The sequence below is a fragment of the Kitasatospora phosalacinea genome (assembly GCF_000716545.1).
In the GTDB taxonomy this organism is placed as follows: domain Bacteria; phylum Actinomycetota; class Actinomycetes; order Streptomycetales; family Streptomycetaceae; genus Kitasatospora; species Kitasatospora phosalacinea.
This window is the reverse complement of the sequence record NZ_JNWZ01000090.1, coordinates 1-20379: the sequence shown is the minus strand read 5'-3', so window position 1 is coordinate 20379 and position 20379 is coordinate 1. Positions and strand designations below refer to the sequence as shown.

Here is a 20379-nt window from a genome sequence, read left to right as displayed (position 1 = left end):
GGGTGGCGTGGAACCTAGCGCTCTGCAAGATGTTTCAGCAAGATGTGAAAGCCGTTTCGGCCCCGAGTCGTACCGAGTCGTGACCTGAGCCCGACTCCCGCCCGCGCCTGCGTCCGTACCCGAACCAGACCCCGGTTCGACCCCCGGTAACCCGCGAGCCACAATGGAGCGCATGCGCCTCGAAAACCGATCGACCCCTACCCCCGTAGGGGGACAGTCGGTGAAGAATCCCCGACCAGAGGATGAGCAAGCGGCCACAGCCGGTCTGGCAGACTTCTCCCCCATGGGGGAACCGACCGAGATCCAGACAGCCGGCGCCGAAGACGCCGACCGGACCACGCGCACCGGTTCCGACCCGGGCACGGACCACACCGCCCGCACGCCCGGCGGAGCCACCCGCGTCGCCCAGTCGCCCGCCGCCGCCGTCCGCAGCCGTCTGCGCGAGCAGCGCCGCACGCCGCGCCGTCCGCGCCTGATCTTCGAACTCGCCCTGATCGGCCTCAGCTACTGGCTGTACTCGCTGGTGCGCAACGCCGTCCCCGAGCAGGCCGAGACCGCCCAGAAGCACGCCACCTGGGTCTGGAACCTGGAGCACACCCTCGGCATCGCCGTCGAGCACTCCGTCAACCACGGGGTCAACTCGGTCACCTGGCTCATCGTCGGGATGAACTACTACTACGCCACCCTGCACTTCATCATCACCATCGGCGTGCTGGTCTGGCTCTACCGCTCCCACCCCGGCCGCTACGCCGCCTCCCGGACGGTGCTGTTCATCACCACCGGCATCGCCCTGGTCGGCTTCTACTGCTTCCCGCTGGCCCCGCCGCGCCTGATGACCGGCGGCGGGTTCATCGACACCGTCACCGTCCACCACACCTGGGGCTCGCTGGCCTCCGGCGCCGGCGCGACGGTCTCCAACCAGTACGCCGCGATGCCCTCCATGCACATCGGCTGGTCCACCTGGTGCGGCCTGACGATCTTCTTCCTGGCCCGCCGCACCTGGGTCCGGCTGCTCGGCCTCGCCTACCCCGTGGTCACCCTCAGTGTCATCGTCTCCACCGCCAACCACTTCTGGCTGGACGCGGTCGGCGGCCTGGTCTGCCTGGCCGTCGGCTTCTTCGCCGCCCGCCTGATCTACCACACCTGGGTCTACCGGCTCCCCCGCAAGCCCGGCGACCCGGTCGACCGGGAACTGACCGTCCCCGTCCAGTGGGACACCAAGGTCGACGCGTAGGGCCTCCGGCCCGGAAGCGCGAAACCGGCGAGCGCGAAACCAGGGGCGCGGGGAACCGCGCCCCTGGTTCCGCGCTCGCCCTACTGCGCGTCGTAGAACAGCCGCTCCACCACCCGGCGCGCCCGCCGCGTCGTCCGCCGGTACTCGTCCACCAGCTCCCCCGAGTGCCCCACCCCGTACCCCAGGTAGCGCGCCACGCCCGCCAGCTCCCGGGCATCGCCGGGGAAGCTGTCACCGGCCCGCCCCCGCACCAGCATCACTGCGGCCCGCACCCGGGAGGCCAGCACCCAGGCGGCGTCCAGCACCTCCGCGTCCTCCCGGTCGACCAGGCCGGCCGCCGTCGCGGCGGCCAGCGCCGCCCGGGTGCGGGTGGTGCGCAGCCCCGGCAGCTCGTGGCCGTGCCGCAGCTGCAGCAGCTGGACCGTCCACTCGACGTCCGCCAGCCCGCCCCGGCCGATCTTGGTGTGGGTGGTGGGGTCGGCGCCGCGCGGCAGCCGCTCGGACTCGATCCTGGCCTTGATCCGGCGGATCTCCGTCAGGTCCCGGTCGGGGACGCCCGCGGCGGGGTAGCGCAGCGGGTCGATCAGGTCGCGGAAGCGCGCGCCCAGCTCCTCGTCGCCCGCCATCGCCTCGGCCCGCAGCAGCGCCTGGCTCTCCCAGGCGTGCGACCAGCGCGCGTAGTAGGCCGCGTACGAGCCGAGGGTGCGCACCAGCGGGCCGTTGCGACCCTCGGGCCGCAGGTCGGCGTCGACCAGCAGCGGGGGCTCGACGGAGGGCGCGGCCAGCAGGGTGCGCAGGTCGCCGACGACCTCGCGGGCGGCCCGCGCGGCCTCCTCGTCGGAGGCGCCGGGCCGGGGCTGGTGGACGAACAGCACGTCCGCGTCGGAGCCGTAGCCGAGCTCGTGGCCGCCGAACCGGCCCATCGCGACGATCGCGATCCGGGTGGGCAGCTCGCCGCCGCGGGCCTCCCAGCCGTCGCTCGCGGCGCGCAGCGCGCCCTGCAGGGTGGCGGCGGTGATCGAGGTCAGCGCCTCGCCGGCCAGGTCGAGGGCCCGGGCCGGGTCCTCGTCGAGCCGGCCGAGCACGTCGGCGGCGGCGGTGCGGAACAGTTCGCGGCGCCGCACGGCCCTGGCGGCGGCGACGGCGGCGGACGGGTCGCCGGCCCGGCCGACGGCGGCCAGCACCTCCGACTCCAGGGCGGCCCGGCCGCGCGGGACGAGGCCGCCGACGTCGCCGAGCATGGCGACCGCCTCGGGGGCGCGCAGCAGCAGGTCGGGGGCCAGGCGCCCGGCGGACAGCACCCGGGCGAGCTGTTCGGCGGCGGCGCCCTCGTCGCGCAGCAGCCGCAGGTACCAGGGGGTGCGGCCGAGCGCGTCGGAGACCTGGCGGAAGTTGAGCAGCCCGGCGTCCGGGTCCGCGGAGTCGGCGAACCAGCCGAGCAGCACCGGCAGCAGGGTGCGCTGGATGGCGGCCTTGCGGCTGACCCCGGAGGCGAGCGCGGAGATGTGCCGCAGCGCGGCGGCCGGATCGGCGTAGCCGAGGGCGGCCAGGCGCTGCTTGGCGGCCTCGGCGCTGAGCCCGGCGGCGCCGGATCCGGTGACCCGCAGCTCGGCGACCGGCAGTTCGGCGACGGCGTCCAGCAGCGGCCGGTAGAACAGCCGCTCGTGCAGCCGGCGCACCTCCACCGCGTGCCGCCGCCACTCGCGCTGGAGCGCCGCGACCGGGTCGTCCTTCGTGTCCCCCTGGATCTGCGGGGCCATGGTGCGGGCCAGGCGCCGCAGGTCGGCGGGGTCGGTGGGCATCAGGTGGGTGCGGCGCAGCCGTTGCAGCTGGATGCGGTGCTCCAGGGAGCGCAGGAAGCGGTACGCGGCGTCCAGCGAGGCGGCGTCGGCCCGCCCGACGTAGCCGCCGGCGCTGAGCGCGGCCAGCGCCTCCAGCGTGTTGCCGCTCCGGAGCGCCTCGTCCGTCCGCCCGTGCACGAGTTGCAGCAGTTGGACGGCGAACTCGATGTCGCGCAGGCCGCCGGGGCCGAGTTTCAGCTGCCGCTCCACCTCGCGGGCCGGGATGGCGTCGACCACCCGGCGGCGCATCTGCTGGACGTCGGTGACGAAGTTCTCCCGGGCGGCGGCCTGCCACACCATCGGGGCGATGGCCTCGGCGTAGGCGCGGCCGAGTTCGGTGTCGCCGGCGATCGGGCGGGCCTTCAGCAGGGCCTGGAACTCCCAGGTCTTGGCCCAGCGCTGGTAGTAGGCGAGGTGGCTGGCCAGGGTGCGCACCAGCGGGCCGTTGCGGCCCTCGGGGCGGAGGTTGGCGTCCACCGGCCAGATGGTGCCCTCGCCGGTGGTGTCGGAGCACAGCCGCATGGCGTGCGCGGCGAGCCGGGTGGCGGCCCGCACGGCCTGCTGCTCCTCGACGTCCTCGCGCGCCTCCGCGACGAAGACCACGTCCACGTCGGAGACGTAGTTGAGTTCGCGGCCGCCGCACTTGCCCATCCCGATCACGGCCAGCCGGCAGGCCGCGGCGGCTTCCGGGTCCTGTTCGGCGGCGACGTCCAGCGCGGTCTGCAGGGTGGCGCCGGCCAGGTCGGCGAGTTCGGCGGCGGTCTGCGGCAGGTCGGTGGTGCCGGACAGGTCGCGGGCGGCGATGGCGAGCAGGCAGCGCCGGTAGGCGGCGCGCAGCGCGTCGGCCCGCTCGCCCTCGGGCTCCGACCTGACCCGGCGGGTGAGTTCGCCGAGGAAGTCGCCGCGCCCGGGGTGGATGTCGCGCAGTTCGAAGGTGACCAGGGCGTGCCAGTCGCGGGGGTGCCGGGCCAGGTGGTCGCAGAGCGCGGTGGACGCGCCGAGGACGCCGAGCAGCCGGTCGCGCAGCGGCTTGGAGGTGGTCAGGGTGTCGCGCAGGGTGTGCCGCTCGTGCGGGTCGAGCGCCTCCAGCAGCCGGGCCAGGCCGGACAGCGCCTGGTCCGGGTCGGCGGCGGCGCCCAGCGCGTCCAGCAGCACCGGGTCGGCGGCGAGGCCGTGCAGCGCCGGTTCGCCGAGCAGCCGCACCGCCCGGTCGGGGTCGGAGAAGCCCCGCCGCACCAGTCGGGTCTCCAGCCGGCTGACCCGGTTCCCGGCCCGTTCCTCCACCGTCGTCCCGCCTCCCGTGGCTGTCCCCTGCCCGAAGCGTACGTTCCCACCCGGCCCGGACGCGCCCCGTGACGCACCGTCGGCCCCGCCCCGGTGCCCCCGCCCGCCCGTGACACCCCGCCGCCCGGCTCGTTGGCCACGGGGTGACCACCTCGCGGACGCCCCCCGCCGCCCTCCCGACCCGCCTGCCCTCCCTCACCGGGCTGCGCTTCCTCGCCGCGCTGCTGGTGGTCTGCTACCACCTCTCCCGCCAGGTGGGCGCGCTGCCGGTGCTCAGCCCCCTCGCCTGGTACGGGCGTTCGGGCGTGACGTTCTTCTTCGTGCTGTCCGGTTTCGTGCTCGCCTGGACGTACGCGGACGCCCCCGTCCCGGCCCGCCGCTTCTACCGCCGCCGACTGGCCCGGATCTGGCCGCTGCACGCCCTCACCACCGGCGCCTCGCTCGCCGTGTACGCCGCGCTCGGCGCGGCCGTGCCCGTCACCGCCGCGCTGTGGTCGCTGCCGCTGCTGCACCCGTGGGGGCGGGCCACCGTGATGGGCGGCAACCCGGCGGGCTGGTCGCTCGGCGACGAGGCCTGGTTCTACCTGCTCTTCCCGCTCCTCCTGCGGCTCCGCCCCGGGCCGCGCGCCGCCGCCCTGTGCTGCGCCTGCGGCCCGCTGCTCTGGCTGGCCGGGTCCGCCGTCGCCGACCCGGCCCTGCGCGGCTGGCTCCTCGACTACCTGCCGCTGAGCCGCACCCCGCAGTTCCTGCTCGGCGCCGCCCTGGCCCTGGCCGTCCGCCGCGGCCGCCTGCCGGTCCTGCCGCCGCTCCCCGCCGCCCTCGCGGTGGCCGCCTTCCACCTCGCCCTGGTCCCCTGGCACCACGCCGTCCCCGACGCCGCCTGGTACGGCCCCTACTCCGCCTCCCAACTGCTCTCCGCCCCGCTCTTCGCCGCCCTGATCACCGCCACCGCCCAAGCCGACCTGCGCCGCCCCGCCGGCCCGCTCGCCCGCCGCCCCTGGACCCTCCTCGGCGACTGGTCCTTCGCCTGGTACCTGGTCCACGAGATCACCTTCCGTCCCTGGCTCCACCGCTACGGCCACCCCGCCCCCGGCCTCCCCACCGCCACCGCCTGGCTCCTCCTCGCCACCGCCTCCCTCGCCCTGGCCGCCGCCCTCCACCACCTCGTCGAACACCCCCTGGAACGCCGCCTCCGCGACCGCCCCGCCCCCACCCGACTGATCCGCCCCCGCACCGCCCCGGACCTGGCGGCCGCACCCCCGCGCCGCACCCCCGGGCCGTAGCCGCCGCCCCGGACGTCCGCGCTCCGCTCGCCCTCCACCCTCGGTGGGCACGCTGCCCCCCGCTCTCCGAGCCGAACGAAACGCTTGCAGTGCCGCACTGCCCGGGGACAACCGCACGGTAAGGGTCCACAGGCCGGCGAGGATTCCGGAGCCGATGACGAGCAAGAGCCACGACGGAACGACATCCGCTCGATACGCCGTTCCTCCGGGTCTGCGCCCGTAGCGCTGACGACTCCGTGTCCAGGTAGGCCGCCGTCCGGCGCCGCACCGACTCGGCGTCCGGGCCCGTCGCGACCGCCGCATGGGTCGCGAGCCACTGCGTCAGGTAGTCGAGTCGTGCGCGGGCATCATCCGGCGCCCGGCGGCGCCTCAGCTCGCTACCCCGGTGGGCCCGCTACTTCCGCAGCGAAAGTCCTAAAGCGCCCAGAACCGATGCCGCCGTCGCAGTGACGGCGGAAGCAAGCACGTTCCCGACGAGGTCCGGGTCGTCCCCCGGAGGCCATCCGCACCCCGATCCGCTGCACCGACCAGTGCGACGAGCACCCCGGAGCGCCGTCGTCCCTGCCTCGCGCACTACGCCATCCGGTCCGCCCAGCTCCACGCGCACAGGCCACCGGAGGCGACTACACCCGGCGCCACGGCTCCGCGAACACCGTGTAGAAGTGCGGCAGGCTGTCCTGCGGTCCGTTCTCCAGCCGCCGGAACACCTTCCCGATCGGGTTGCACACCTGCCCGCTCGGCAGCCCCACCACCAGCGGGAACCCGAACGCCGGCACCTCCTCGGCGGACACCGCCCGCCAGGCCGCGCCGCCCTGGCGGACCATCACCTCGCCCACGTAGCAGCCGAACCCGAACAGCGTCTCCCCGACCTGCCCGCTGACGATGCCGCTCGCCCGGAACTCCTCGATGATCCCGTCGACCACCGCGAGGCTCCCCACCGAGTAGTCCAGCTCCGCCCCGCTCACCCGCGCCGCCGACACCACGATGTCCGCCGCGAACCTCCCGGCGTTCACCACCTCCGGCGCGTACCGCAGCCGCAACTCCATCTGCCCTCCCGGTCCGTGACGATCGTCGGGGTTCCGCTTCCCCCCGCCCCGCCCCGGAAAACGACCGGGCCCCGGCCCGAGCGCGCGACTCGGTCCGGGGCCCGACGGGCCGTCACCGCGCTCACAGCACCTGGAGCACCTTGCGCAGCTCGAACGGGGTGACCTCCGAGCGGTACTCCTCCCACTCCTGGCGCTTGTTGCGCAGGAAGAAGTCGAAGACGTGCTCGCCCAGGGTCTCGGCGACGAGTTCGCTGCGCTGCATGAGGTCGATGGCCTCGCCGAGGTTCTGGGGCATGGGCTGGATGCCGAGGGCGCGGCGCTCGGCGTCGGTGAGGGCCCAGACGTCGTCGTCGGCGCCGGGGGGGAGTTCGAGGTTGTCCTCGATGCCCTTGAGGCCGGCGGCGAGGGTGACGGCGTAGGCGAGGTAGGGGTTGCAGCCGGTGTCGAGGGAGCGGACCTCGATGCGGGTGGAGCCCTGCTTGCCGGGCTTGTACATGGGGACGCGGATGAGGGCGGAGCGGTTGTTGTGGCCCCAGCAGATGTAGGAGGGGGCCTCGCCGCCGGCGCCGGCGGTGCGCTGGGAGCCGCCCCAGATGCGCTTGTAGGAGTTGACCCACTGGTTGGTGACGGCGGCGGTCTCGGCGGCGTACTTGAGCAGGCCGGCGATGAAGGAGCGGCCGACCTTGGAGAGCTGGTACTCGGCGCCGGACTCGTGGAAGGCGTTGCGGTCGCCCTCGAAGAGGGAGACGTGGGTGTGCATGCCGGAGCCGGGGAAGTGCGAGAACGGCTTGGGCATGAAGCTGGCGTGGACGCCCTGTTCGAGGGCGACCTCCTTCATGACCAGGCGGAAGGTCATGATGTTGTCGGCCGTGGAGAGCGCGTCGGCGTAGCGCAGGTCGATCTCCTGCTGGCCGGGGGCGCCCTCGTGGTGGCTGAACTCGACCGAGATGCCCATGGATTCGAGCATGGTGATGGCCTGGCGGCGGAAGTCGTGGCCGATGCCGCGCGGGGTGTGGTCGAAGTAGCCGGACTGGTCGGCGGGGGTCGGCGGGGTGCCGTCGCCGGGGAGGTCCTTGAGGAGGAAGAACTCGATCTCGGGGTGGGTGTAGAAGGTGAAGCCGAGGTTGGAGGCCTTCTCCAGGGTGCGCTTGAGGACGTAGCGCGGGTCGGCGTAGGAGGGCGAGCCGTCGGGCATCAGGATGTCGCAGAACATCCGGGCGGTACCGGGGTTCTCGGAGCGCCACGGCAGTATCTGGAAGGTGGTCGGGTCCGGCTTGGCGATCATGTCGGACTCGTAGACCCGGGCGAAGCCCTCGATCGCCGAGCCGTCGAAGCCGATGCCCTCGTCGAAGGCCTGTTCCAGTTCCGCCGGAGCGACCGCCACGGACTTGAGGAACCCGAGCACGTCGGTGAACCACAGTCGGACGAACCGGATGTCACGCTCTTCGAGCGTGCGAAGCACGAACTCCTGCTGCTTGCCCATGGGGAAAGTCTCACCTCTGCTCTTTACGCCCGTGTTACGCCGCCCGCACCGGCCGGCCCGACCCGGCGAAGACCTCGCACGGACCGCGTCGCCACCCATCATGGCGGATCATCGCCCGCTTGCCGATCCCTGGCGGATCCGGGGGAGGAAGAAGGGGGGAAAGGGGTGAAACCGGGCGCCCGGCGCACCGGCGGGGGCACCCCCGCGACATAGCGTCAGTTAGACGATTACACTCGGGGGCATGCCGAATCTGCGTCTCGCCCTGTGCCAGATCGACCCCTGGGTCGGTGACCTCGCCCGCAACAGCGAGGAGGTGCTGCGCTGGTCGAAGCGGGCCGCCGGGTCCGGCGCCGACCTGATCGCCTTCCCGGAGATGGTGCTGACCGGGTACCCGGTCGAGGACCTGGCCTTCCGCGGCTCGTTCGTCGAGGGCTCGCGCGCCGCGCTGGTCGACCTCGCGGCGAAGCTGGCCGCCGAGGGCCTGGGCGACGTCCCGGTGGTGGTCGGCTACCTGGGCCGCGGCGAGCCGGGCACCCGGTACGCGGGCAAGCCGCAGAACTGCGCGGCGGTGCTGCGCGGCGGCGAGGTGGTGACCAGGTTCGCCAAGCACTTCCTGCCGAACTACGGCGTGTTCGACGAGTACCGGTACTTCGTGCCGGGCGACCAGCTGACGGTGCTGCGGCTGCACGGCGTGGACGTCGCGCTGGCGATCTGCGAGGACATCTGGCAGGAGGGCGGCCGGGTCGCCGCCACCGGCCAGGCCGGCGCGGGCCTGCTGCTGTCGATCAACGGCTCGCCGTACGAGCGCGACAAGGACGACGTCCGGCTGGAGCTGGTCCGGCGCCGGGCCGCCGAGGCGGGCTGCCCGCTGGTGTACCTGAACATGGTCGGCGCGCAGGACGAGCTGGTCTTCGACGGCGAGTCGATGGTCGTCACCGAGGGCGGCGAACTCCTGGCCCGCGGCCCGCAGTTCGAGGAGGCGCTGCTGGTCGTCGACCTGGACCTGCCGGCCGCGAACGAGGACGGCCTGCCGGACGGCACGGTGCTCGCCGACGGCCTGAAGCTGACCAGGGTCGACCTGGGCGGCGCGCCGAAGGAGCGGCCCGCCGCCCCGGTCGAACCGCAGGTGTCCGAGCGGCTGGACGACGAGGCCGAGGTGTACGCGGCGCTGGTCGAGGGCACCCGGGCGTACGTCCGCAAGAACGGCGCGCGCTCGGTGCTGATCGGCCTGTCCGGCGGCATCGACTCGGCGCTGGTGGCGGCGATCGCGGTGGACGCGATCGGCGCGGAGAACGTGTACGGCGTCTCGATGCCCTCGCGCTACTCCTCGCAGCACTCCCGGGACGACGCCGCCGAACTGGCCCGCCGCACCGGCCTGCACTTCCGCACGGTGTCGATCGCCCCGATGTTCGACGCGTACATGGGCGCCGCCGAGCTGACCGGCCTGGCCGAGGAGAACCTGCAGTCCCGGCTGCGCGGCACGCTGCTGATGGCGATCTCCAACCAGGAGGGGCAGCTCGTCCTGGCGCCGGGCAACAAGAGCGAGCTGGCGGTCGGCTACTCGACGCTGTACGGCGACTCGGTCGGTGCGTACGGGCCGATCAAGGACGTGTACAAGACGCTGATCTTCCGGCTGGCCCGCTGGCGCAACGCGGCGGCCGAGGCGCGCGGCGAGGTGCCGCCGATCCCGGAGAACACCATCTCCAAGCCGCCGTCCGCCGAGCTGCGCCCCGACCAGGTGGACACCGACTCGCTGCCCGACTACGACCTGCTGGACGCCGTCCTGACCAGGTACGTGGAGGGCGACGAGGGCCGGGACGCGATCGTCGCCGCCGGGTTCCCGGCCGAGGTGGTGGACCGGGTGGTGCGGCTGGTGGACACCGCCGAGTACAAGCGCCGGCAGTACCCGCCGGGCCCGAAGGTCTCGCCGAAGAACTTCGGCCGCGACCGCCGGCTGCCGATCACCAACCGCTGGCGGCAGGGCTGACAGTGCGGGCCGCAGGGGTTAGGGTGAGCGCCGCAGCACGCGCCCGATCATGGACGGCGCGCCGGGCCGAGGAGGTGGGAGAGATCACCGTGCAGGTCGTCGAGGTGCTCCCCCGCCGCCGGGTCGTCGCGGTCTGACCGCGCGGGGAGCCCGCAAGGCTCTTCGAGAGGTACCCGTGTCACTCCCCCACGTCCCCCTGATCGACCGGCTGCGCGCGGCCGGGTGCGTCTTCGCCGAGGACGAGGCCCGGCTGCTGCTGGCCGCCGCCGACGGCCCCGCCCGGCTCGACGAGATGGTCGAACTCCGTTGCGCCGGGCACCCGTTGGAGCAGGTGGTGGGCTTCGCCGAGTTCGCCGGGCTGCGCGTCGCGCTCGCCCCCGGGGTGTTCGTGCCGCGCCGGCGCAGCGAGTTCCTGGTCGAGCGGGCCGCCGCGCTGGGCCGCCCCGGCGCGGTGCTGCTCGACCTGTGCTGCGGCTCCGGCGCGATCGGCGCGGCGCTGGCCGCCCGGCTCGGCCCCGGCGTCGAACTGCACGCCGCGGACGTCGACCCGGCGGCGGTGGCCTGCGCCCGCCGCAACCTGGCCCCGTACGGCGGCCTGGTCCACCTGGGCGACCTGGACGCCCCGCTGCCGCGCACCCTGCTCGGCCGGGTCGACCTGCTGGTGGCCAACGCCCCGTACGTGCCGACCGGCGAGATCCCGCTGCTGCCCCCGGAGGCCCGCGACCACGAGCCCGCCGCCGCGCTGGACGGCGGGGCGGACGGCCTGGCGGTGCAGCGCCGGGTCGCGGCGGTCGCGCCGCGCTGGCTGGCGCCCGGCGGCCGACTGCTGATCGAGACCAGCGACCGGCAGGCCCCGGCCACCGCCGCGCTGCTGGCCGCCGCGGGGTTGGAGGCGCGCACCGAGCAGGACCGGGAGCGGGACGCCACCGTGGTGGTGGGCGTCCGGGGCTGGTGCGGCGTCAGGCGACCTTCGCCCGTCGCCCCCCCCGGCACGCCGGTCGAACGCACCGGACGCCGCTCCTTGACGGCGGAGGCCCCCTGACGCGGCCCTAGTAGCGGTAGTCGGCGGCCACCGCGAGGTGGTCGCTGGCGTCGGCCGGGAGGGTGCGGGAGTCGGTGGGGACCAGGTCGCCCTTGCTGAGGATCTGGTCGATCCGGGCCGTCGGGAAGGAGGCCGGCCAGGAGAAGCCGAAGCCGTCGCCGACCGCGCCCTGGGCGGAGCGCATCTGCGAGGTGACCGGGGCCAGGCTGCGGTCGTTCATGGTGCCGTTGAGGTCGCCGAGCAGCAGCACCCTGCGCAGCGGCTCGTGCTCGATGGCGTCGCCGAGGGCCTGCGCGCTGACGTCGCGCCGGCCGGCCGTGAAGCCGGTGTCGAAGGTGACCCGCACCGAGGGCAGGTGCGCGACGTACACGGCGAGCGGGCCCTTGGGGGTGGTGACCTGGGCGCGGAAGGCCCTGGTCCAGCCCATCTTGAGGTCGACCACGGCCACGCCGTCGATCGGGTAGCTGGACCACAGCCCGACGGTGCCCTCCACCACGTGGTACGGGAAGGCCGCGGCCAGCCCCTCGGCGTACACCGGGGCGGCGGACGCGGACAGCTCCTCCAGCGCGACGATCTCGGCGCCGGAGCCGGCCAGCATCCGGATGGTGCCCTGCGGGTCCTCGTTGGCGGCGGCCACGTTGTGGGTGAGCACCGTGAAGTCGCCCGGCCCGCTGCCCTTGTCGACCAGCAGCGCGCCGAACAGGTTCAGCCAGACCGCGCCGGGCAGCAGCGCCGCGACCAGCGCCACCCCGGCGCGCCGCCACAGCGCGAGCGCCAGCAGCACCGGGACGGCCAGCCCCAGCCAGGGCAGGGAGGTCTCCAGCAGGCTGCCCAGGTTGCCGACGGCGTTGGGCACCTGGGCGTGGCACACCAGCAGCGCGGTGACCAGCAGGCCGAGCAGGGTGAGCGGCCACCCGCGCCGCCAGTCGAGCCAGCGGAGCAGCTTCTCCCGCCGCCCCTCGGCCCGTTCGGGCTCCCGCACCGGTACCGCCGGGCCGTCCGCCCGCACCATCGTCCGCTCCTCACCGCCGCGCCCGGCCGGTCGCCCGCCGGTACCGTCCCCGACCTGCTCCGATCCGATTCTCGGCTCAGCCTATGACGGGATGGACGCGGCGAAGTGCCCGGAGAGTTCCGGTCCTGCACCGAACGTGGAACAGCGTGCCGGGCGGGGTCGGTCAGCGTGCGGCGGCGCGGGTCGCGACGGGCCCGGCGCCGATGCCCTGGAGGGCGGCGTCCACCATCTGCCGGGGCAGGTCCGGGTCCTCCAGCGGGGCGTCGTCCCACAGGACGGTGCGCAGCAGGATCGGGCCGATCAGCAGCTCGCAGAGCAGCTCGACGTCCAGGTCGGCGCGGAGTTCGCCCGCCGTGACGCCGCGCCGGACGATCTGGCGGACCATCTCGCGGCGGGGCTGCACCACCCGCTCCTGGTAGGTCTGCTTCAGCTCCGGCCAGGCGTTCATCTGCCCCAGCGCGGACCGGACGACCCACCTGGAGCGCTTGATCAGGCCGCGCCGGCGCATGTAGTCGACGGCGCTGATCAGGTCGTCCCGGTAGGTGGGGCCGAGCATCGGGGGCAGCGGCTCCTCCAGCCGGGCCACCACGTCCACCAGCAGGGCCTCCTTGTTGGGCCAGCGCCGGTAGATGGTGGCCTTGCCGACGCCCGCCTCGGCGGCGATCCGCTCGATGGACAGCTGGGCCAGGCCGGTGCCGTCCTCCATCAGCTTCTCGACGGCGGCGTAGATCGCCTGCTCGGCGGCTTCGCTGCGCGGGCGGCCCCGCCGCGGGGCGTCCTGCTCCGCGACGGGGCCGTGGCACGGCTGGAGCGGAGTTTCGGCGCTCGTCATGGCCCTATTCTCCACCCTCGTGATCACACCTTGGCGGTGCTCGTGCCGGTGCTCGTGCCGCTCTCCGTCCGGCCCCGCGGGCCGGCCGCCGAGCTGTCCGGTCCGCCGGGGCCGCCGGGTGCGGCGGTCCGGCCGGGCAGCAGGAGCAGCGCCAGCACCGCGCCGAGCACGGTGACGCCGGCCGAGACGCCGGAGACCACGTGCATGGCGTGGATGAAGGCGTCCTTGGCGGGGTCGACCAGGGCGGGCAGCTGGAGCTTCTCGGCCACCCCGAGGGTGGACTCGATCGACTCGCCGGCCCGGCCGCGGACCTGCTCGGGCACCGCGGCCAGGTGGTCGTCCATGCCGTTGCGGTAGACCGTGGACAGCAGCGCGCCGAGCACCGCGATGCCGAGCGAGCCGCCGACCTGGCGGAAGGTGTTGTTCAGCGCGGAGCCCGCGCCGGCCTTCTCGCGCGGCAACGCGCCCATGATGGCGACCGTCACCGGCGGCATCACGTGCGCCATGCCGGCGCCCATCACGAAGCCGAGCACGATCAGCAGCCAGATCGGGCTGGTCGCGGTCAGGAAGGCGTAGCCGAGGAAGCCGACGGTGACCAGCAGCATGCCGCCGGCGCAGGTGGCCCGGACGCCGATCCGGTCGACCACCAGCCGGGCCCGCGGCGCGAAGACCAGCTGGGCGACGGCCAGCGGCAGCATCAGCTCGCCGGCCTCCAGGGCGCTGTAGCCGCGCACGCTCTGGATGTAGAACACGCCGAAGAAGGAGACGCCCATCAGCGCGAAGAACACGATGCCGACCACGCCGATCGAGGCCGAGAACACCTTGTTGCGGAACCAGGTGACGTCCAGCGCCGGGTACCTGGTGTGCTTCTCGAACAGCACGAAGGCGACCAGGGCGAGCAGGCCGACCAGGGTCGGGACCCAGGCCCCCGGGTCGGTGAAGTCGGCCAGTTCGCCGCCCTTGATGATGCCGTAGATCAGCGCCACCAGGCCGACGATGGACAGCAGCACGCCGATCGGGTCGAGCTTGCCGGGGTTGGGGTCCTTGGAGTCGGGGACGAGCCAGCCCATCAGGCCGAGCGCCACGACCACGATCGGGACGTTGACCAGGAAGACCGAGCCCCACCAGAAGTGCTCGATCAGCAGGCCGCCGGTGATCGGGCCGATGGCGATGGCCAGGCCGACCGCGCCGGCCCAGATGCCGATCGCCTTGGGCTGCTCGTGCCGCTCGAAGACGTTCATGATGATGGCGAGCGTGGCGGGCATGACGAAGGCGCCGCCGAGGCCCATCACGGCGCGGTAGCTGATCAGTTCGCCCGGGCTGGCGGCCATCGCGGACAGCAGCGAGCCGAGGCCGAAGACCAGCATGCCGGCCAGCAGCGTCCACTTGCGGCCGAACCGGTCGCCGAGCAGGCCCGCGGTGAACAGCAGGCCGGCGAAGACCAGGGTGTAGGAGTTGATCGCCCACTCCAGGTCGCTCTGGCTCGCGCCGAGACCGACCGGGGCGGGGGTGGCGATGGTCTTCATCGCCACGTTGAGGATCGAGTTGTCGAGGACGACGACGAGCAGGGCGAGCACCAGGGTGCCCAGGATCCACCAGCGTCGGCGGTGTACGGCTTCCGGCACCCGGGGGGCCTGGACGGCTGTGGTCGGCGAGGTCATGCGAACAGCCTAACCTCTTTTTCAATACGAGACGGTCTCGTATCGTAAGTGCGGAGGCAAGGAAGGGCAAAGACTTCCCCAAGGGCCCCACCGGGACCACGCCCGGACCGCACCGGGACCGCACCCGGACCCGCCGGACACGACCGGGGCTCCCGCCTCTTTGCGCACGGCCCGCGGCGTGCAAGCATGGAGCCAGATCCGGGGACGCCGCACGGCGCCACGAGACGACACACACCAGGAGCCTGTTCGATGAACGCTTCTCCGCTTCAGCCTGCCCAGGCGCCGGACGCGCCGGTCCCCGCCACCCTCTACGGGGGTGTCACCAACCGCCGGATCACCGTCCGGGACCTCGCCAAGGCCAAGCGCAACGGCGAGCGCTGGGCGATGCTCACCGCCTACGACGCCCTCACCGCCGGGGTGTTCGACGAGGCCGGCATCCCCGTCCTGCTGGTCGGCGACTCGGCCGGCAACTGCCACCTCGGCTACGAGACCACCGTGCCGGTGACCATGGACCAGATGGTGATGATGTCCGCCGCCGTGGTCCGCGGCACCAAGCGCGCCCTCATCGTCGCCGACCTGCCGTTCGGCTCGTACCAGGAGTCCCCCGCCCAGGCCATGCACAACGCCGCCCGGCTGATGAAGGAGGCCGGCGTCCAGGCCGTCAAGCTGGAGGGCGGCGAGCGCAGCGCCCGCACCATCGAGCTGCTGGTCGACGCCGGCATCCCGGTGATGGCCCACATCGGCCTCACCCCGCAGTCCGTGCACGCCTTCGGCGGCTACCCCGTCCAGGGCCGCGGCGACGAGGCCGCGCACCGGCTGCTGCGCGACGCGAAGGCCGTCCAGCAGGCCGGCGCCTTCGCCGTCGTCCTGGAGGCCGTCCCCGCCGAGCTGGCCGCGCAGGTCACCGAGCACTCGGCGATCCCCACCGTCGGCATCGGCGGCGGCCCCGACACCGACGCGCAGGTCCTGGTGTGGACCGACTTCGCCGGCATGACGGCCGGCCGCGTCCCCAAGTTCGTCAAGCAGTACGCGAACCTCCGCGCGACGCTGGGCCAGGCTGCGGCCGAGTTCGCCGCCGACGTCCGCGGGGGCGCCTTCCCGGGCCCGGAGCACTCCTTCAGCTGACGCTCCCCGCCCCCGCACCCCGCCCCGTCAGCCCGCTGTCGTCCCCCGTGACAGCGGGCTGACAGCCGGGTGACAGCCGGGCCCGCCACGGTGTTCCCATGACACGAATCGAGCGGAACGCCGTGGAGGTCCACGGCATCGTGAAGCACTACGGGGAGACCAGGGCGCTGGACGGGGTCGACCTGACGGTGCGCGAGGGGACGGTACAGGGTCTGCTCGGTCCGAACGGGGCCGGGAAGACCACGCTGGTGCGGGTGCTGTCCACGCTGATCAAGCCGGACGCGGGCAGCGCGTTCGTCGGCGGCTACGACGTGCTGCGTCAGCCCAAGCAGCTGCGCCGCACCATCGGCCTGACCGGCCAGTACGCCTCGGTGGACGAGCTGCTGTCCGGCTACGAGAACCTGTACCTGATCGGGCGCCTGCTCGACCTCCCGGCGAAGGACGCCAAGGCCCGCGCCACCGAGCTGCTGGAGCGCTTCTCGCTCACCGACGCGGCCAGGCGCCCCGCCAAGGGCTACTCCGGCGGCATGCGGCGCCGGCTGGACCTCGCGGCCTCGATGATCGGCCGCCCGAAGGTGCTGTACCTGGACGAGCCCACCACCGGCCTGGATCCGCGCACCCGCAACGAGGTGTGGGACGAGGTGCAGCGGATGGTCGGCGAGGGCTCGACGGTGCTGCTGACCACCCAGTACATGGAGGAGGCCGAGCAGCTCGCCCACGCGCTGACCGTGATCGACAAGGGCCGGGTGATCGCCAACGGCGGCGTCGAGGAGCTGAAGAAGCAGGTCGGCGGCCAGAGCCTGCAGGTCCGCCCGGCCGACCCGGCCCAGCTGCCGGAGATGGTGCGGGCCCTGCGGGAGTCCGGCGTCCCGGCCACCTTCTCCACCGAGTCGGAGCTGCTCTCGGTGCACCTGACCGACGACGGGCAACTGACCACCGTGATCGGGGTGCTGGGCACCCGCGGTTTCGGGATCGCCGGCATCGACACCGAACTGCCCAGCCTGGACGAGGTGTTCCTGAGCATCACCGGCAAGTCCGCCGTCCCCGCCCAGTCCCGTGACAAGGAGCCCGTCGCATGAGCACCGCCACCCTGAACCCCGCTCCCGCCGCGGCCGCCACCGGCGAGGACGACGCCCGGATCGGCCTGCGGGCGAGCCTGCGCCACCTGGGCGCGCTGACCCGCCGGAACCTGATGCGGATCAAGGCCGACCCGGAGTCGATGCTGGACGCGCTGCTGATCCCGGTCATCATGATCGTGCTGTTCGTCTACGTGTTCGGCGGCGCGATGGCCACCAACCAGCACGAGTACATGCAGTACATGGTGCCCGGCCTGCTCGGCACCACCGGCCTGAACCTGGCGATGGCGCTGGGCACCGGCCTGAACACCGACTTCCAGACCGGCGTGATGGACCGCTTCCGCACCCTGCCGATCGGGCGCTCGGCGGTGCTGCTGTCGAAGATGATCGCGGAGACGCTGCGGGCGGTGGTCGCCTTCGCCGTGCTGATCGGCTTCTCGATGATCCTGGGCATGGACATCGCCGGCGGCCCGCTGAAGCTGCTGGCCGCGGTCGGCCTGTCGCTGGTGTTCGGCTCCTCGCTGATGTGGGTCTCGATGCTGCTGGGCATGTCGCTGCGCAGCGCCCAGGCGGTGCAGGGCATGTCGATGCTGGTGATGATGCCGCTGCAGTTCGGCAGCTCGATCTTCGCCAACCCGACCACCATGCCCGGCTGGCTGCAGGCGTTCACCAAGCACAACCCGCTGTCGGCGCTGGCCGACGCGTGCCGCGCCCTGATCAACGACCAGCCGGTGGGCAACTCGGCGGTGACGGTGCTGGTCTGGGCGGCGGCGATCACCGTGGTGACCGCGCCGCTGGCGGTGGCCCGCTTCCGCAAGCGCACCTGACGGTGGGGTCAGCCGGCCTCGGAACCGTAGGAACCGGGATCGTTCAACAGGGCGGACGCCTCACCCAGCGTGAGGCGTCCGCCCCGTTCGTACGCGGCCAGGAAGCCGTCCTCGCCGAGCAGTTCGCGCGCGAGGGCGCTGCAGCGGGCGTGCTCGCTGCGCTCCATGAACGAGCCGGGCATGCCGCTGAGGCCCTCGTGGGCGCCGAGCAGTTCGGCGGCGCGGCGGGCGGCCCCGGGTTCGCCGTGCAGCCGGGCGTACTCGACCAAGGCCCCGGCGACGGGCGTCATCAGCATCATCGCCATGTGCTCGACGAAGATCGTGACGCCGCCCTCGACCTCGGTCATCGCGCGGCGGCCCGCCCGCATCAGCTCCAGGCCGGCCGCCGGGTCGCCGGAGCGGGCCACCACCCAGCCGCGGATGCAGGCGACGATGCCGACGAACACCGAGGGGACCGGGCCGCGGACGCCCGGGTCGGCGGGCATCTCGTCGAGCACGGCGAGCGCCTCGGCGTACTCGCCGCGCCGCACGCACAGGTTGCACAGCACCAGCCGCCCGTACATCCGGGCGCCCTCGGCGTCGGAGCCGCCGTCCGCGGCGGCCGCGGCGACGGCCTCGCGGACCATCCGCTCGCCGCCCTCCGGGTCGCGTTCGGCCACCACCTCGCCGAGCCGGGCCCGCAGCATCGGGACCTCCTGGTGCGCGCCGAGCCGGACGGAGAGCTCGATGGCCTCCCGGAAGGCGCGTTCGGCCTGGGCGGCGTCCCCGGACTTGGTGGCGTTCTCGGCCTTGCCGGAGAGCGCCTCGGACATGCCCCAGCGGTCGCCCAGCGCGGTGTAGAGGGCCAGCGCCTCCTCGCTGTCGGCGATCGCCTGGTCCAGGCCGCCGGCCAGGTCGTTGAGCAGCCGGGCGCGCAGTTGCAGGGCGAACGCCAGGTCGAGCGGGCCGCCGTGCACCCGGGCCCCGGCCACCGCGTCGTCCATCACCGCGCGGGTGCGCTCCATCTCGCCGGTGAGGAAGACGGTGAACACCCGGCCGAGCACCGGCTGCCGGTAGGACTGCGGCAGGTCGGGGGTGTAGGCGTCCAGGATCCGCCGGGCGGTCTCCAGCGCGCCGGAGTCCTGGAGCAGGCTCATGTCGCCGGCGAACAGGCTGATCAGCCGGTGCAGTCCGAGCTGGCGGCGGGCCTCCTCCAGCAGCTCGGGCGGCATCGGCAGCGGCGCGTCCAGCGGGTTCGCGGTGAGCGGGACGGGCGGCGGGGCGTCGTCGGCGTACGGGTCGGGGCCGAGCGCGGCGACCGCCTCGTACCAGGTGCGGGACTCGGTGCGGTAGTCGCGCAGCATCCAGTACCCGGCCATCGACAGGACCAGGGCCAGCCCCTCCTGCTCCTGGCCGGTGTCGACGGCGCGGCGCAGCGCGGCCCGGACGTTCTCCTGCTCGCGGTCGAGGCGGTCGAGCTCGTCGAGCTGGGCGGGGCCGTGCAGGTTCAGGTGGGCGTGGCGGCCGAGTTCGCGGTAGTGCGCGGTGTGGCGGTCGCCGACCTCGGGTTCGGCGGCCTCGGCGAGGCGCTCGGCGGCGTACTCGTGGATGGTCTCCAGCATCCAGTAGCGGGGCTGCTCGCCGAGGCCCGCCACCAGCAGCGACTTGTCGACCAGGGAGAGCAGCAGGTCGGCGACGTCGGCGCGGCGCACCAGTTCGCCGTCGGCGACGACCTGCTCGGCGGCCTCCAGGGTGCAGCCGCCCGCGAACACCGACAGGCGGCGCAGGACGGCGCGCTCGCGCGTCCCGAGCAGGTCCCAGGACCAGTCGACGACGGCGCGCAGGGTCTGCTGGCGGGGCAGCAGGGTGCGGGAGCCCGCGGTGAGCAGGGCGAAGCGGGAGTCGAGGCGGTCGGCGAGCTGGCGCGGGGTCAGGCCGCGCAGTCGGGCGGCGGCGAGTTCGATGGCCAGCGGCAGGCCGTCCAGGCGGCGGCAGAGTTCGGCGCAGGCGTCCGGGTCCTGGTCGGTGCGGAAGCCGGGGCGGGCGGCGGCGCCGCGTTCGGCGAGCAGGCGCAGCGCGGCGGGGTCGGGCAGCGGTTCGACCGGCAGCACGCTCTCGCCGGGGACGCCAAGCGGTTCGCGGCTGGTGGCGAGCACGGTGACGCCGGGGCAGTCGGCGAGCAGCCGGTCGGCGAGGTCGGCGGCGGCCTGGACGACGTGCTCGCAGTTGTCGAGCAGCAGCAGGACGCGGCGGCGGCCGAGGTGGTCGACCAGCCGGGAGACCGGGTCCTTGCGGCCCCCGTCGATCACCTCGGCGACGGCGCCGCCGGTGTGCAGCACGGTCTCGCGCAGGCCGAGCGCGGAGGCGACGGCGTCGGGGACGGCGGCCGGGTCGTCCAGCGGGGCGAGTTCGACCTGCCAGACGCCGCCGGGCCAGCGGGCGGCGTCCTGCTCGCGGCGGCCGGCCTCGACCGACAGCCGGGTCTTGCCGGAGCCGCCGGGGCCGGTCAGGGTGGTGAGCCGGCCGGCCGTCAGGGCGTCGGCGACGGTGGCGAGCTCGCCGTCCCGGCCGACGAAGCTGGTCCGGCCGGGGCGCAGGTTGCCGCCGGCCGGGGCCGGGGCGGGCGGCGCGGCGGGCCCGGGCCCGGGGGCCGGGGCGGGCGCGAGG

The 20379-nt window shown here is 74.0% G+C and carries 14 protein-coding genes; 7 read left to right on the top strand and 7 right to left on the bottom strand.

The window, feature by feature from the left end:
- The first annotated feature begins 283 nt into the window (after positions 1 to 283).
- A complete protein-coding gene (locus OO48_RS31260) occupies positions 284 to 1234 on the top strand; it encodes a phosphatase PAP2 family protein (RefSeq protein ID WP_033222446.1) in 951 nt (316 codons plus the stop codon).
- A gap of 80 nt (positions 1235 to 1314) precedes the next feature.
- Here OO48_RS31260 and OO48_RS31255 read toward each other — a convergent pair whose 3' ends face one another.
- The gene (locus OO48_RS31255) at positions 1315 to 4359 is read right to left on the bottom strand and encodes a bifunctional [glutamine synthetase] adenylyltransferase/[glutamine synthetase]-adenylyl-L-tyrosine phosphorylase (RefSeq protein WP_209439572.1); all 3045 of its coding nucleotides are present in this window, start codon (positions 4357 to 4359) and stop codon (positions 1315 to 1317) included.
- A gap of 143 nt (positions 4360 to 4502) precedes the next feature.
- On the opposite strand from OO48_RS31255, the gene OO48_RS31250 reads away from it, so the two are divergent.
- Positions 4503 to 5642, top strand: coding sequence for an acyltransferase family protein (locus tag OO48_RS31250; protein ID WP_051733217.1), 1140 nt, complete (start codon positions 4503 to 4505; stop codon positions 5640 to 5642).
- A 623-nt stretch (positions 5643 to 6265) separates the two neighbouring features.
- On the opposite strand, the gene OO48_RS31245 is transcribed toward OO48_RS31250, so the two are convergent.
- Positions 6266 to 6688, bottom strand: coding sequence for a hypothetical protein (locus tag OO48_RS31245; protein WP_033222444.1), 423 nt, complete (start codon positions 6686 to 6688; stop codon positions 6266 to 6268).
- A gap of 121 nt (positions 6689 to 6809) precedes the next feature.
- The gene (glnA, locus tag OO48_RS31240) at positions 6810 to 8171 is read right to left on the bottom strand and encodes a type I glutamate--ammonia ligase (protein WP_033222442.1); all 1362 of its coding nucleotides are present in this window, start codon (positions 8169 to 8171) and stop codon (positions 6810 to 6812) included.
- A 241-nt stretch (positions 8172 to 8412) separates the two neighbouring features.
- Between glnA and OO48_RS31235 the strand changes: the two genes are divergently transcribed.
- Together OO48_RS31235 and OO48_RS31230 are read left to right on the top strand one after the other, a co-directional pair.
- On the top strand, positions 8413 to 10158 hold the full coding sequence (locus OO48_RS31235; RefSeq protein ID WP_033222440.1) for an NAD+ synthase: 1746 nt from the start codon (positions 8413 to 8415) through the stop codon (positions 10156 to 10158).
- Positions 10159 to 10333: 175 nt separating this feature from the next.
- The gene (locus OO48_RS31230) at positions 10334 to 11200 is read left to right on the top strand and encodes a putative protein N(5)-glutamine methyltransferase (RefSeq protein WP_245194871.1); all 867 of its coding nucleotides are present in this window, start codon (positions 10334 to 10336) and stop codon (positions 11198 to 11200) included.
- Positions 11201 to 11207: 7 nt separating this feature from the next.
- On the opposite strand, the gene OO48_RS31225 is transcribed toward OO48_RS31230, so the two are convergent.
- The 3 genes from OO48_RS31225 to OO48_RS31215 all read right to left on the bottom strand — a co-directional run bounded on the left by OO48_RS31225 (position 11208) and on the right by OO48_RS31215 (position 14705).
- Positions 11208 to 12212, bottom strand: coding sequence for an endonuclease/exonuclease/phosphatase family protein (locus OO48_RS31225; protein ID WP_106970462.1), 1005 nt, complete (start codon positions 12210 to 12212; stop codon positions 11208 to 11210).
- A gap of 163 nt (positions 12213 to 12375) precedes the next feature.
- Positions 12376 to 13044 carry a TetR/AcrR family transcriptional regulator gene (locus OO48_RS31220; RefSeq protein ID WP_033222439.1) on the bottom strand — a complete coding sequence of 223 codons (669 nt, stop codon included), beginning with the start codon at positions 13042 to 13044 and terminating at the stop codon, positions 12376 to 12378.
- 23 nt (positions 13045 to 13067) lie between these two features.
- On the bottom strand, positions 13068 to 14705 hold the full coding sequence (locus OO48_RS31215; protein ID WP_033222438.1) for an MFS transporter: 1638 nt from the start codon (positions 14703 to 14705) through the stop codon (positions 13068 to 13070).
- A 249-nt stretch (positions 14706 to 14954) separates the two neighbouring features.
- Between OO48_RS31215 and panB the strand changes: the two genes are divergently transcribed.
- The 3 genes from panB (at position 14955) to OO48_RS31200 (ending at position 17733) form a co-directional block, all read left to right on the top strand.
- Positions 14955 to 15830, top strand: coding sequence for a 3-methyl-2-oxobutanoate hydroxymethyltransferase (panB, locus tag OO48_RS31210; protein ID WP_033222436.1), 876 nt, complete (start codon positions 14955 to 14957; stop codon positions 15828 to 15830).
- A 98-nt stretch (positions 15831 to 15928) separates the two neighbouring features.
- Complete coding sequence (locus OO48_RS31205) at positions 15929 to 16909, top strand: daunorubicin resistance protein DrrA family ABC transporter ATP-binding protein (protein WP_033222434.1); 981 nt, start codon at positions 15929 to 15931, stop codon at positions 16907 to 16909.
- Positions 16906 to 17733, top strand: a complete 828-nt coding sequence (locus tag OO48_RS31200; protein ID WP_051733215.1) for an ABC transporter permease — start codon at positions 16906 to 16908, stop codon at positions 17731 to 17733. The genes OO48_RS31205 and OO48_RS31200 overlap by 4 nt, the downstream gene beginning before the upstream one ends.
- Before the next feature lie 8 nt (positions 17734 to 17741).
- On the opposite strand, the gene OO48_RS31195 is transcribed toward OO48_RS31200, so the two are convergent.
- Positions 17742 to 20309 (bottom strand): ATP-binding protein, encoded by a 2568-nt coding sequence (locus OO48_RS31195; RefSeq protein WP_081952520.1) that lies wholly within the window; start codon positions 20307 to 20309, stop codon positions 17742 to 17744.
- Positions 20310 to 20379: the final 70 nt, after the last annotated feature.